This is a genomic window from Larsenimonas salina (genome assembly GCF_023736155.1).
Lineage (GTDB): Bacteria > Pseudomonadota > Gammaproteobacteria > Pseudomonadales > Halomonadaceae > Larsenimonas > Larsenimonas salina.
Genome location: NZ_JAMLJJ010000001.1, coordinates 1,010,749 through 1,024,331, shown reverse-complemented (window position 1 = coordinate 1,024,331; position 13,583 = coordinate 1,010,749). Strand labels below are relative to the sequence as shown.

The following is a 13,583-nucleotide window of genomic DNA, read 5'->3' as shown; positions in this document are numbered from 1 at the left end:
ATGACCCGAGACGGGTGGTTAGCTCAGTTGGAAGAGCACCAGCCTTACAAGCTGGGGGTCACTGGTTCGAGCCCAGTACCACCCACCATCGAGTCATGAGATTTTTGATGCGGACCGGTAGTTCAGTTGGTTAGAATGCCGGCCTGTCACGCCGGAGGTCGCGGGTTCGAGTCCCGTCCGGTCCGCCATTCAAAAGTCGACGCATTAAATGCGGACCGGTAGTTCAGCTGGTTAGAATGCCGGCCTGTCACGCCGGAGGTCGCGGGTTCGAGTCCCGTCCGGTCCGCCACTAATGCACCGTTTGATTGTGGGTGGTTAGCTCAGTTGGAAGAGCACCAGCCTTACAAGCTGGGGGTCACTGGTTCGAGCCCAGTACCACCCACCACATCAAGCACGAAAGAGTCTATGATGCGGACCGGTAGTTCAGCTGGTTAGAATGCCGGCCTGTCACGCCGGAGGTCGCGGGTTCGAGTCCCGTCCGGTCCGCCATTTACTCTCTTCCTCCCCGATGTGTTTTCTGCTTGTCCCCTCTCTTGAAGTAGTTCTGTTTGACGCACGTCTTCTATTAAAGACTTCTGTCGTACGGGCCATCTGTGCGTTTGATGCATGTCACCGCGTCACTATCTCCATTACTTACGTCTCTTGATGGGCTATATGTGCGCTGCACGCGCGATAGCCGCTGTGCGTTCGTTGCCGAGGGGCGCTCGTTGTTGAGGGGCTGTCTCTCTATAAGTATTGCTCCAACAGTAGGTGCTGTTTGGGGTGTGTACTTCTTATACGTGTACTGGGAAAGTTCTATGGGCGCATTCAGTACTCCATCAGCCAGTCCAGTAGTCGCGGATACACCTCTTTGGTGGCGTCGGGGTCCGCAAGCATGTCACTCACGCTGTAGTCTCTTGAAAATCCGCACGCCGTACCAAGTAGCAGGAAGTCGCCCTGATGCGGGCCGCATTCGTCTCGAAAACGCGCTGCATCGCCTGGCGTGCAGTGAGGCGCGTCTTCGCTTGCAACGAACAGGGTGGGTGGCATACCGCCTCTGATCAGTGATTTGCCGTAATCAAGGCCGTCGCTGTCCTGCCATGGGTTGCCTTTCAGCCAGTACCTCTCCATCGGGTGGATCGGTTTTGCGTGCTCGTAGCCACGCACTTTTGATCGAATCGTTTTCCAAAGCTCGCGCAAGGGCGTTGCCTCAGCTGTGCCCCTGGAGCGATGGCGACGGCTGCCCAGAAGAATCTGTCCTCGGTTCATGCGCCGAAGCTCTGGTGCGCGGGCCATGGATGAGGCCAGTGCAACACCTGTCCAGCCCTGTGCCACGACGTTGAACTTGCCGTGGCCGCTGATAGTGGCCCATTGCTTTAAAACGCTTGGAATCACTTCGTCTATAAGCCCCGGATGGTGAGGAGATGCGTCGATTACCCCCACGTCGAACCCGTATCGAGCAAGCCAGCAGGCCAGTCCGTTCGAAGCCAGGCACGTTTGGGCCGACGTAAGTCGGGTGTCTGGCCAGATAAGCAGCGCCCCTTGAGGTGTTGTGTCTTGTGCAGGGAGGCGGCGGGTCAATGTGAGTGTCGTCGAAGGTGTTGTCAGCGAGTACGTTGTCGTGGCTGGTGTGCTCGGGTCTGGCTCTGGCGTGCGCTCGGACATGTGGGCTCTTGATCGGTGGATGGGCGTGCGCGATGCGTGTGTGCCGATGCGTTGCATCGAGAAAAAGCGCTATTCCCGTGGGCTTTTCGTGATATGGCGGCGCGAGATGACTGGCTAGCGTTAATGAGCGGGCCGAGTGGCGCTGACGTGCGCTTGATGCGCGCCGCTCAGCCGGAGTCCGGCAAGCTTAAGCGTACTTAAGCTGAATCTTTTTCATCTTGTTGAAAGCACCTTACGCGGTATGTTCGGTCTAGGATCATAAAAAGACGTCCAAAAAGCAGATTTCCAGGAAATACGTTCTCCAAAAACAACGCGCCAGGCGTTGCCCTCATATTCTGGTGATTCGGTACGGTACGCCCAAGGAGGCTTCCATGAGCATCTTCGATCATGTGCAAAACCGCTATCAACGAACGCAACAGGAAGAGATGAGTCTTCAGGAATACCTTCAGTTGTGCAAGGACGACCCTCGGGCCTATGCGTCTGCGTCCGAGCGCATGCTGGAGGCCATCGGTGAGCCTCGGGTGATCGATACGTCCAAGGATCCGGCGCTCTCGCGCATTTTCTCGAACAAGGTGATCCGGCGCTACCCGGCGTTCGAGGAGTTCTATGGCATGGAGGATGCGATCGAGCAGATCGTGTCCTACTTCCGTCACGCCGCGCAGGGTCTTGAAGAGCGCAAGCAGATTCTTTATCTGCTTGGCCCGGTGGGGGGCGGCAAGTCATCGCTCGCTGAACGCTTGAAAGCGCTGATGGAGGCCGTGCCGTTCTACGCCATCAAGGGCTCGCCCGTCTATGAATCACCTCTTGGGCTCTTTGCGCAGGAGGATGGCGACCTGCTCGAGAAGGAGTACGGCATTCCCAGGCGGTATCTGCGCTCGGTGATGTCGCCGTGGGCGGCGAAGCGGCTCAAGGAATATGGCGGCGATATTTCCCAGTTCCGAGTGGTCAAGCTCTACCCCTCAAGGCTCAATCAGGTCGCAGTGTCGAAAACCGAGCCGGGCGATGACAACAATCAGGATATCTCGGCGCTGGTCGGCAAGGTCGATATTCGAAAGCTCGAGCTGTTCTCTCAGGATGATCCGGATGCCTACAGTTTCTCCGGCGGGCTCTGCAAGGCCAACCAGGGGCTGATGGAATTTGTCGAAATGTTCAAGGCGCCTCTCAAGGTGCTTCATCCACTGCTGACCGCGACACAGGAAGGGAATTACAACCCCACCGAAGGCATGGGGGCGATTCCGTTCGATGGCGTGCTTCTTGCCCACTCCAACGAATCGGAATGGCAGCAGTTTAGAAATAACCGCAATAACGAGGCGTTTCTGGATCGGGTCTACATTGTGAAGGTGCCGTACTCGCTGCGTGTTTCTGAGGAGATGAAGATCTATCAAAAACTGCTTGAACATTCGTCGCTCGATTACGCCCCATGCGCCCCCGATACGCTTCGCATGCTCGCCCAGTTCTCGGTACTTTCGCGGCTCAAGGAGCCCGAAAACTCGAGCATCTATTCGAAAATGCGGATTTATGACGGCGAGAACATCAAGGATACCGACCCGCGCGCCAAGTCGATCCAGGAGTATCGAGACAACGCAGGCGTTGACGAAGGCATGAACGGGCTATCGACCCGCTTTGCGTTCAAGATTCTCTCGAAGGTTTTCAACTTTGACAGTACCGAGGTGGCCGCCAATCCGGTTCATTTGCTGTATGTGCTTGAGCAGAGCATCGAGCGCGAGCAGCTGCCGAAAGAGGTGCATGACCGCTACCTGCGCTTTATCAAGGAGTTTCTGGCGCCGCGTTATGTCGAGTTCATTGGCAAGGAAATCCAGACAGCGTATCTGGAGTCCTACAGCGAATATGGCCAGAACATCTTCGACCGCTACGTCACCTATGCCGATTTCTGGATTCAGGATCAGGAGTACCGAGACCCCGAAACCGGTGAGCTGTTTGATCGTCAATCGCTCAATGATGAGCTTGAGAAGATTGAAAAGCCGGCGGGCATTTCCAATCCGAAGGATTTTCGCCATGAGGTAGTCAACTTCGTATTGAGGGCGCGCGCTCAGAACAACGGCAACAACCCGAGCTGGCAGTCCTATGAGAAGCTCAAGGGCGTGATCGAGCACAAGATGTTCGCCAACACCGAAGAGCTGTTGCCGGTCATCTCGTTCAACGCCAAGGCGTCGTCTGCCGATGCGAAAAAGCACGAGGATTTCGTCAATCGGATGCAGGAACGCGGCTACACCGAAAAGCAGGTGCGTCTTCTGTCGGAGTGGTATCTGCGGGTTCGCAAGTCGCAGTAACGCCGCCTGACATCAGGTTTGTCGAACGCCGCCGCCATTCACTGTGGCGGCGGCCCCAACGCGGCCCGGCCGGGTCGTCGGGGGTACGTCATGAGCTATTTCATTGATCGACGAGAGAATGCAAAGCACAAGAGCGCCGTCAATCGACAGCGTTTTTTGCAGCGCTATCGAAAGCACATCAAGCGGGCGGTTGAGGATTCGGTCAATCGCCGCTCCATTACCGACATGAAGCGCGGCGAGAAAATTTCCATTCCAGACCGTGATATTTCCGAGCCGGTATTTCGCCACGGTCGCGGGGGAGATAACACCATCGTTAGCCCCGGCAACAAGGAGTTCAACGAGGGCGACCGGTTCAACCGACCGAGTGGCAAGGGCGGAGGCGACGGATCTGGCGAAGGTTCTGCGTCCAATCAGGGCGAGGGCGTGGATGAGTTCGCGTTTTCACTGACCCGCGAAGAATTTCTCGAATTCGTATTCGATGGGCTGGAGCTTCCGAACCTGGAGCGCAAGCAGCTGCTGGACATCGAAGAGGTTAAACCGGTGCGCTCGGGGATCTCGCGGGATGGTATTCCGGCGCGAATGAATGTGGTGCGCTCGATGCGAGAGGCCTATGCGCGTCGAATCGCCATGCGAGCACCGATCCGGCGGGCATTGAAGGAGGCCGAAGAGGCGCTGGCAGAAGAAGAGGGCAAGGAGCCTGCGCTCAGAAACAAGCTGCGGCTCGAGGAACTTCGGGCCGAGATCGACCAGCTCAAGCGGCGCCTGGAGGCGGTGCCTTACATCGACACGTTCGATCTGCGCTACAACAACATGACCAATCAGCCGGTGCCTTCCAACAAGGCCGTCATGTTCTGTGTAATGGACGTTTCCGGCTCCATGACCCAGGCACATAAGGACATCGCCAAGCGGTTTTTCCTGTTGCTCTATCTGTTTCTCGAGCGCAACTACGAAAAGATCGAGCTGGTGTTCATTCGTCACCACACCGCGGCCAAGGAAGTGGATGAAGAAGAGTTTTTCTACTCCCGGGAAACCGGGGGCACCATCGTGTCGAGCGCGTTGAATCTACTCGATGAAGTGATCGAGACGCGCTACCCGCCGGGGCAGTGGAATCTTTACGTGGCGCAGGCAAGCGATGGGGACAACTGGGACGACGATTCGACCACCTGCCGTCAGATCCTGAGTGACAAGATCATGCATCGGCTTCAGTACTACGCCTACGTTGAAATCACGCCGCACGCCCATCAGGCGCTCTGGGATGAGTACGAGCGCGTCGCCGCCGATTTCCCCGATCGATTCGCCATGCAGCAGATCGTTGAGGCCGGCGACATCTATTCCGTGTTTCGTGAGCTGTTTCGTCGCCGAGAGGCGGCCTAGGAGGAGTCATGACCGATACCGCCAGTGTCTCAGGGGGTGAACGCAAAAGCGCCGATTGGACGTTTGAAACGCTTGAATACTATGAGCAGGCCATTGCGCGTATTGCCAAGGAGTACCGGCTCGACATCTACCCCAATCAGATCGAGATCATCACGTCCGAGCAAATGATGGATGCCTACGCAAGTGTCGGGATGCCGGTGGGCTATCACCATTGGTCGTTCGGTAAGCAGTTCCTGTCGGTGGAGCAGTCCTACCGTCGTGGCAAGATGGGGCTTGCCTACGAGTTGGTCATCAATTCCGACCCCTGCATCGCGTATCTGATGGAAGAAAATACGCTGATGATGCAGATTCTGGTGATGGCGCACGCCTGCTACGGCCACAATTCGTTTTTCAAGGGCAATTATCTGTTCCGTGCCTGGACCGATGCCTCGGCCATTGTGGATTATCTGGTATTCGCGCGGCGCTACATCAGCGAGTGCGAGGAAAAGCACGGGGTCGAGACGGTCGAGCAGCTGCTGGATGCCTGTCACGCGCTTCAAAATTACGGCGTGGACCGCTACAAGCGGCCATCACCCATGTCGCCCGAAGCCGAATCGAAACGTCAGGAAGAGCGCGAGGCTTATCTCCAGACTCAGGTCAATGCGCTCTGGACCACTATCCCCACCCATGACACCGAGCACCTATCGGATCGGGCCGTGACGGACAGCGAAGACCCGCTGGCGCTTAGGGCGCCGTTTCATTACCCGCCAGAGCCCCAGGAAAACCTGTTGTACTTCATTGAAAAGAACGCGCCGCTGCTGGCGCCATGGCAGCGCGAAGTCGTGCGCATCGTTCGAAAGATGGCGCAGTATTTCTACCCGCAGCGTCAAACACAGGTCATGAACGAGGGCTGGGCGACGTTCTGGCATTACACCATCATGAATCAGCTCTTTGATGAAGGGTTGATCGATGAGGGCGTTATTCTCGAGTTTCTCCAGTCACACACCTCGGTCGTTGCGCAGCCCACTTTCGATAGCCCCTATTACAACGGCATCAACCCTTACGCGCTCGGGTTTGCAATGTTCAGTGACATCAAGCGCATCTGTGAGCACCCGACCGACGAGGACCGCGAGTGGTTTCCGGATATTGCCGGCAGCAACTGGCTGGATACGTTTCACTTCGCCATGGCAAATTTCAAGGACGAATCGTTCGTACAGCAGTTTCTCTCGCCCAAGGTTATGCGAGATTTCAAGATGTTCGCCATTATCGATGATGATCAGGACGACATGATCGAAGTGGGGGCCATTCATAATGAGCAGGGGTACCGCCGTGTGCGCGAGGCGTTATCGGCGCAATACGCGCTCGGTCAGCGCGAGCCCAATATCCAGGTGTGGTCGGCGGATGTGCGGGGTGATCGCTCATTGACGCTCAGGCACCTGGTGCACAAGCGTCGGCCGCTCGATCAGTCGGTGTATCCAGTGCTTCGCTATCTTCATCAGCTGTGGGGGTTCCCGGTCAAACTTGATTCCTTTGATGGCGACGACGTAGTTCACCGCTATCAATGGCCGCTGCCCGATGCCTCGTGAGCGAAGGTTGAAAGGATAGAAGCTTGAAAATGCGGCGTTCAGCGCCGCTTTTTCATGTTTGGCTTTTGAAGGCGGGCCGACTAGAATCCGCCGCTTGGTGTCGAGTTCGTATTCGGGTGGGAGCGGCGAGTGATCGGTTTAATAATGCGCCTGGCCCGTATGGGCGGTATCGGGCTGGTGTTTGCAGCCATTCTTGGTGGGCTGTGGTTTTTCCAGGCTCGTGATAAGTGGGCCGCGCTGAGCTATGAAGGTATGCCGGTCGCTGAAACCTGGTACGACTGGCGCAGTTTCAATCGGCCGCTGATCAATCACGGGTTTCTGGTTGGATGGTCGGATGTGCGTGGTAACCCGCTGTGGGTGACCTACCGGCTGACCCGGGTGAAAGACCCGCACAGCGATCCGCGCCCGCGCGGATTCAAGGAAGACTGGCGTTCGCTCTGGCCCATTACCAGTCGCGATTACAGTCATTCCGGGTTTGATCGCGGCCATATGGCGCCCAACTACGCAATGTCTGTCGTTCACGGGCGAGCATCTCAGCTCGATACCTTCCTGATGACCAACATTTCACCGCAAAAGCCCGACTTGAACCGCAAGGTCTGGCAGCGATTGGAAGAGGTCGTGATCGATCATTTCGTGCCACGCTTCGGGACGGTTTGGGTCACGACCGGGCCGATCTTTGACAAGGATATTCGACGGATGGACTCCTTGATCGAGATTCCCGATGCGTTCTACAAGATTCTCGTCGTGCCCGGGTCGGTGGGTAAGCCGCCCAAGGCCCTCGCGTTCATCATGCCTCAAACCGTAAAAGGCAATGAGCCGCTGAGTGACTTCGTGGTATCGATTGATACGATCGAGCAGCGAACGGGGTTGGACTTTTTCAGCGACCTGCCGGACAACCTCGAAGCACGTTTGGAAAGCACGGTCGACAGTAAGCCCTGGCGTCTGGCGCGGGTGTCCCGGTTACCGTCTCGTTATTAAGAAAAGCGCCTTGGGTAGCCTGGCTCACGCTCGATCGATTCGTGAGGCGTAATCTTTCAAGATGTGTACGCGTTAGAATGGATCGTGTGCGTCTGAGGTGCGGCGCAATCGTTTAAAGAGAGCGCAACGGGGTGCATTCGGGGCTGATCGCAGGGGTGTCGGGATAAAGCGAGTGTGGGTTATAGCTTGTAGATCGAGCTTTTAAGATCAGGCGCGTATAAAGAATATGAGGAGAAAATAGAGAATACTTGAAGAAAGAATTCGATCTAAACAGGGTGTCTAGATGGTGCCCGGAAGAGGACTTGAACCTCCACGACCATGCGGTCACTAGCACCTGAAGCTAGCGCGTCTACCAATTCCGCCATCCGGGCCTTGCGTGAAATCAGGGCGATTTCAAAATTACTGCGTTCTTGTATTCGATCTGCTCAATGCGATCACATCGAAAACGATGTCTGGTGCCCGGAAGAGGACTTGAACCTCCACGACCATACGGTCACTAGCACCTGAAGCTAGCGCGTCTACCAATTCCGCCATCCGGGCAACTGCGGCGTATAATACGCATTTTTTGGGCCGATGCAACCCTTTGAATCGGTTTTGTAGGTAAATGTCGCTTGGGTCGGGCCTTTAGTGTCGCTATACTGGCCGACATGTTAAAGATAAAGCGTCTCGCCGTGCTCTCTGCCCTGCATCTCGACTTCCAACAAGGAAATATTGAATGAAACACTGGACGTTATCCGACGATCCGCAAGCAGAGCGCGAAGCGCAAAATTATGAAAATCCGGTACCCAGCCGGGAATTTCTTTTTTCTCGCGTCGAAGCTCATGGCAAACCCATTTCCGCCGACAGCCTGAACGATGCGCTCGGTCTGACCGATGAAGATCAGCGCGAAGGGGTTCGTCGCCGCCTGATCGCCATGGACCGTGACGGTCAGCTCAAGAAGCAGCGTGACAACTCCTTTACGGTGATTCCTCCCGAAGAAATCATTGAAGGGCGTGTGATCGGTCACCGTGATGGCATCGGCTTTCTAGTACGCGATGACGGTGAAAAACCCGATCTCGTCATTCCTTCGCGTCAGATGCAGCGCGTCTTTCACGGTGACCGAGTCCGAGGTCGCATCAGCGGTCGCGACCGGCGTGGTCGTGCGGAAGTGCGGATCATGCAAGTGCTTGCGCACAATACTGAAACCGTGGTCGGTGTTTACCGCGTTCGCGGCGCCGACCTCGGCGTTCTTGTCCCTGAAAACTCCCGTATCAGTCAGGACATCATCATCCCGGCGGGCTCTGAAAACGGTGCGAAAGACGGCCAGATCGTCGAAGTGCGCCTGACGCAGCAGCCCGCCGTTCGAACCAAGCCCGAGGGCGAGGTCATCGAGGTGATGGGCGAGCGCATGGACCCGGGGCTTGAAATCGACATCGCCATTCGCGAGCACGATATTCCGGCCACGTTCCCCTCTGACGTGCTCGAGCAGATCGAATCGCTCTCCGACCAGGTGCGCGAGGAAGACAAGCATCACCGGGTCGACCTCCGGGATCTGCCGCTCGTGACCATCGACGGGGAAGATGCAAAGGATTTCGACGACGCGGTCTATTCCTGGAAAACCAAGTCCGGCAGCACCAAGCTGATCGTCGCGATCGCGGACGTATCCCATTATGTACCGGTTGATTCGCCGCTTGACCGCGAAGCCATCGAGCGCGGCAACTCGGTGTACTTCCCTGGGCAAGTTGTTCCGATGCTGCCGGAAATCCTGTCCAATGGGCTGTGCTCTCTGAACCCGGATGTCGACCGTCTTTGCATGGTCTGTGAGATGAATATTTCACAGAAGGGCGAGATCAGCCGTTACCGCTTCTACGAAGGCGTCATGCGCTCCCACGCGCGTCTGACGTACACCGATGTCGGTACCATGCTTCAGGACGCCGACAGCGAACAGGGTCAGGCGCTTCGAAAGCACTACCACAACGTGGTCAAACCGCTCGAGCAGCTTTATGAGCTTTATCACACGCTCCGTTCGGCGCGCCAAGTTCGGGGTGCGATCGATTTCGAAACGACCGAAACCCAGATCGTGTTCAACGACGACCGCAAGATCGAACGAATCGTTCCGCGCGAGCGCAACGACGCGCACAAGCTGATCGAGGAATGCATGCTGGCGGCCAACGTGGCCACCGCGCGTTTTCTCGAGAAGCACAAGCTTCCAGCGCTCTATCGCGTCCACGACAGCCCGAAAAGCGAACGTCTGACAACCTTCAAGACGTTTCTGGGCGAGCTTGGGCTTACGCTTGAGGGTGGTGAGAAGCCGACGCCGCGCGATTTTCAGCAGCTGCGTCAGTTGATTCAGGATCGCCCTGATGCCGACATTATCCAAACGATCATGTTGCGCACCATGAATCAGGCGATTTACACGCCGCACAATGAAGGGCATTTCGGTCTTGCCTATTCGGCATACGCGCACTTCACGTCGCCCATTCGCCGTTATCCGGATCTTTTGGTGCATCGCGCCATTCGCGGGGTGATCCGAAGTGAGCAGGCAAGCAATAGCGTGCTGCGTGTCGAGGGCGCGCCGAGCGAGCCACTGTCGAAGTGGTGTCCCTATACGTTTGAGCAGATGGTTGAGCTTGGCGAGCACTGCTCGATGACCGAGCGTCGCGCCGATGACGCCACGCGTGACGTTGAAGATTGGCTTAAGTGCGAGTTCATGTCCGACAAGGTCGGTGAAACCTTCGATGGAACGATCGCCTCGGTTACGCAATTCGGTCTGTTTGTACGCCTGGATGCGCACTTCGTTGAAGGTCTGGTGCACATTTCCTCGCTGCCGTCGGACTATTACCGCTACGAGGAAACCCGCTTTCAGCTCAAGGGTGAGCGCGGCGGCATGATCTACCGGTTGGGCGATGGCGTGGTCGTGCGCGTGGCGCGTGTCGATCTTGACGATCGCAAGCTCGATTTCGAGCTTGCAGTAGCTGAGCCCACATCGCGGCGTCGCGCGCGCAAGACGCGTTCGGCACCGGAGGCAAGCGATGCGCCGGCAAGCGACAACGCCGAAACGCCCAAGAAGAAGCGCAAGTCCCGGCCCGGCAAGAAAGAACGCGCACGTCGAAAGAAAAGTGCGGACAAAACAGGCGATAATAAAGGCGGTGACAAGGGCGAGGCGCACTCCAAGTCCGACCGTCCGAAGAAGAAAAAGTCGTCCAAAAAAGACGGCAGTAAAAAAAGCGACAGTAAAGGCAGCGAGCAGTCATGAATTCGTCGCGCCGTAAAAAACAAGGGGCTGGCAAGCCCAAGCCCAGCGCCGCCCCGAATGGGCTTGAAGCGGTTTCAGGGGTGCATGCGGTGCGTGCGCTTCTTGACCATCAAACCCCGGACTATGCCTGGGTTCAGGAAGGCGCCTCGGAGCGCCGCCTGATCGAAGTCATTGAGGCGCTTCGTGCCAAGGGCGTCTCGGTCGAGTTTAAAACGCGCCAAGCGCTTGAGCAGGCAATGGGTCCGGTGGCGCATCAGGGCATCGTGGCGTTTTGCCAGCCGCTGTCGTTTGAAGGCGAACAGCGCCTTTACTGGGAAGCTGAGCGGGTGGAAGAGCCCGCGCTGTGGCTGGTGCTGGATGGCGTGACCGACCCCCATAATTTCGGGGCGTGCCTTCGAAGCGCCGATGCTGCGGGCGTCAAGGGCGTGATCGTACCTAAAGATAAATCGGCGCCATTGAATGGCATCGTACGAAAGGTTGCCTGTGGGGCGGCCGAAGCCATGCCGGTGTATCAGGTGGTTAATCTCGCTCGAACGCTTTCAAAGCTTAAAGAGCTGGGTGTCTGGATTATCGGTACGGCAGGCGAGGCCGAGCAGAGCGTGTTCGGCGCCGACTTCAATGCCCACGTCGCACTGGTGATGGGTGCCGAGGGCAAGGGCATGCGCCGATTGACGCGTGAAGCCTGCGACCACCTGGTGAAGCTTCCGATGCAGGGCAGCGTATCGAGTCTCAATGTGTCGGTCGCAACCGGGATCTGTCTGTTCGAGGCCGTCAGGCAGCAGCGCCCTCATTAAGTGCTTTGGCTTGCAAGGCCGGGATTGGGTCTTTACAATTATCCGGCTTTGCTCACCGGCATATTCTGTCAGTAAGTAAACCTTCCGTTAACTCCTTGCTTTTCACGACCAATTGCCTGAACCGGCGCTGGCGTGCGAAAGCTGTCAACCCGAAAGGAGACATCATGCGTCATTACGAAATCGTGTTCATGGTCCACCCGGATCAGAGCGAGCAGGTGCCTGCCATGATCGAGCGCTACACAAGCCTCGTGACTGAAAACAGCGGCACTGTGCATCGTCTCGAAGACTGGGGTCGCCGCCATCTTGCCTATCCGATCAACAAGATCCACAAGGCACACTACGTTCTGATGAACATCGAGTGCGAAAGCGAAACGCTCGACGAAATCGAGAACATCTTCCGTTTCAACGATGCCATCATTCGCAATATGGTTGTTCGTTGCAAGGAAGCGGTGACCGAGCCGTCCCCGATGATGAAGTCCGCTGAAGACAAGGGCCGTCGTCGCGAAGATCGTCGCGACAGCGCCGACCAGTCCTCTGATTCCGAAGAATCAGAGCAGACTGAAGAAACAGCTAACTGATCGATTCATCACTTCTGGAGATTCATGACATGGCACGTTTTTTCCGTCGCCGCAAGTTCTGCCGCTTTACCGCCGAAGGCGTAAAGTACATTGATTACAAAGACCTCGATACGCTGAAGTCCTACATCACTGAAACAGGCAAGATCGTACCGAGTCGCATTACCGGCACCCGTGCACGCTATCAGCGTCAGCTGTCCACTGCGATCAAGCGCGCTCGTTATCTGGCACTTCTGCCTTATACCGATCGTCACCTGTAAGCTTTCTTGAATGATTGCGCTTGCACGATGGGCCCTGCGCTCACCCGTTAACGCGACGCTTCTGGCCTTTGTGTCAAGCCTCATACCGTGGCTTTTCTGGCTGGGCACCGCGATCGCTGCACTGGTCACGCTACGGCGTGGCCTGGCGCTGGCGCTGCCGGTATTGATCGGCGCCGCCTTGCCGCTTGGGTGGTGGTGGACGCAGGGTGATGCGGTGCCACTTGCCACGCTGCTTTTGACCACGCTCTTGGCAGTGATCCTGCGTGCCAGGGCACGTTGGGGCGAGACCTTGATCGCAGGCGCGCTCGTTTCAGCGCTTCTGATCAAGCTGGGCGTACTGATTCCGCCGAACGCCGGCGCGATTGTAGCCGAACTTCGCTCGAGCTCGACCGAGCTCGATACGATGCTCTCGAACTACGCCGCGCAAGGTATTTCGGTTGATCAGTTGACCATGTTGGTCATGGGCGCGCTGGTCGGCATCGTGGTCATGCTGGCCTCGGTTGCCTGCCTGGCACTCGGGCGCAGCTGGCAAGCCGCACTGTTCAATCCGGGTGGGTTTCGAGAGGAGTTTCATGCCTTTCGTCTCGCGCCCAAGGAGATCGGTGCGTTACTGCTTTTAAGCATCGTCGGGTTCGTGCTTGGCGTGCCATCGCTGATACTGGTGTCCTGGATACCGGTACTGATTGCCGGCATCGCGCTTGTGCACGCAGTCATTGGGATTAAAGGGATGAGTGGGCTCTGGCTTGGCGGATTCTATATTCTGCTGTTGATGGCCTGGCCCGCGATTGTGATTGTTCTGCTGCTTGCTCTGTTCGACAGCGCGCTAAACGTTCGCGCGCGGCTGGCAGGCAGTTAACATAGAAGAGG

Annotated in this window: 10 protein-coding genes and 7 tRNA genes; 14 read left to right on the top strand and 3 right to left on the bottom strand. The window is 56.9% G+C overall.

Features of this window, described 5'->3' with window-relative positions:
* The first annotated feature begins 12 nt into the window (after positions 1–12).
* The 5 genes from NAT23_RS04895 (at position 13) to NAT23_RS04875 (ending at position 489) form a co-directional block, all read left to right on the top strand.
* Positions 13–88 (top strand) — tRNA-Val (locus NAT23_RS04895).
* A gap of 23 nt (positions 89–111) precedes the next feature.
* A tRNA-Asp gene (locus NAT23_RS04890) sits at positions 112–188 on the top strand.
* A gap of 24 nt (positions 189–212) precedes the next feature.
* Positions 213–289: transfer RNA gene (locus NAT23_RS04885), tRNA-Asp, on the top strand.
* Positions 290–309: 20 nt separating this feature from the next.
* Positions 310–385: transfer RNA gene (locus tag NAT23_RS04880), tRNA-Val, on the top strand.
* A gap of 27 nt (positions 386–412) precedes the next feature.
* A tRNA-Asp gene (locus tag NAT23_RS04875) sits at positions 413–489 on the top strand.
* A 318-nt stretch (positions 490–807) separates the two neighbouring features.
* Here NAT23_RS04875 and NAT23_RS04870 read toward each other — a convergent pair.
* A complete protein-coding gene (locus NAT23_RS04870; protein WP_251926086.1) occupies positions 808–1,644 on the bottom strand; it encodes a hypothetical protein in 837 nt (278 codons plus the stop codon).
* A gap of 371 nt (positions 1,645–2,015) precedes the next feature.
* On the opposite strand from NAT23_RS04870, the gene NAT23_RS04865 reads away from it, so the two are divergent.
* The 4 genes from NAT23_RS04865 to NAT23_RS04850 all read left to right on the top strand — a co-directional run bounded on the left by NAT23_RS04865 (position 2,016) and on the right by NAT23_RS04850 (position 7,852).
* Complete coding sequence (locus NAT23_RS04865) at positions 2,016–3,935, top strand: PrkA family serine protein kinase (RefSeq protein ID WP_251926085.1); 1,920 nt, start codon at positions 2,016–2,018, stop codon at positions 3,933–3,935.
* A gap of 90 nt (positions 3,936–4,025) precedes the next feature.
* Entirely contained in the window at positions 4,026–5,309 is a 1,284-nt protein-coding gene (locus tag NAT23_RS04860) for a YeaH/YhbH family protein (RefSeq protein WP_251591213.1), read from the top strand.
* Positions 5,310–5,317: 8 nt separating this feature from the next.
* Complete coding sequence (locus NAT23_RS04855) at positions 5,318–6,874, top strand: SpoVR family protein (protein WP_251926084.1); 1,557 nt, start codon at positions 5,318–5,320, stop codon at positions 6,872–6,874.
* Positions 6,875–7,003: 129 nt separating this feature from the next.
* The gene (locus NAT23_RS04850) at positions 7,004–7,852 is read left to right on the top strand and encodes a DNA/RNA non-specific endonuclease (protein ID WP_350028305.1); all 849 of its coding nucleotides are present in this window, start codon (positions 7,004–7,006) and stop codon (positions 7,850–7,852) included.
* A gap of 284 nt (positions 7,853–8,136) precedes the next feature.
* On the opposite strand, the gene NAT23_RS04845 is transcribed toward NAT23_RS04850, so the two are convergent.
* Both NAT23_RS04845 and NAT23_RS04840 read right to left on the bottom strand, forming a co-directional pair.
* Positions 8,137–8,223, bottom strand: a tRNA-Leu gene (locus NAT23_RS04845).
* 82 nt (positions 8,224–8,305) lie between these two features.
* A tRNA-Leu gene (locus NAT23_RS04840) sits at positions 8,306–8,392 on the bottom strand.
* 175 nt (positions 8,393–8,567) lie between these two features.
* On the opposite strand from NAT23_RS04840, the gene rnr reads away from it, so the two are divergent.
* The 5 genes from rnr (at position 8,568) to NAT23_RS04815 (ending at position 13,572) form a co-directional block, all read left to right on the top strand.
* On the top strand, positions 8,568–11,087 hold the full coding sequence (gene rnr, locus NAT23_RS04835; protein WP_251926081.1) for a ribonuclease R: 2,520 nt from the start codon (positions 8,568–8,570) through the stop codon (positions 11,085–11,087).
* Entirely contained in the window at positions 11,084–11,881 is a 798-nt protein-coding gene (rlmB, locus tag NAT23_RS04830; RefSeq protein ID WP_251591200.1) for a 23S rRNA (guanosine(2251)-2'-O)-methyltransferase RlmB, read from the top strand. The genes rnr and rlmB overlap by 4 nt, the downstream gene beginning before the upstream one ends.
* Before the next feature lie 164 nt (positions 11,882–12,045).
* A complete protein-coding gene (gene rpsF, locus NAT23_RS04825) occupies positions 12,046–12,459 on the top strand; it encodes a 30S ribosomal protein S6 (RefSeq protein WP_251591193.1) in 414 nt (137 codons plus the stop codon).
* Positions 12,460–12,488: 29 nt separating this feature from the next.
* Positions 12,489–12,716: a 30S ribosomal protein S18 gene (gene rpsR / locus NAT23_RS04820; RefSeq protein WP_251591192.1), complete on the top strand. Its 228-nt coding sequence runs from the start codon at positions 12,489–12,491 to the stop codon at positions 12,714–12,716.
* Between the two features lie 10 nt (positions 12,717–12,726).
* Positions 12,727–13,572: a hypothetical protein gene (locus NAT23_RS04815; protein ID WP_251926080.1), complete on the top strand. Its 846-nt coding sequence runs from the start codon at positions 12,727–12,729 to the stop codon at positions 13,570–13,572.
* Positions 13,573–13,583 lie beyond the last annotated feature (11 nt).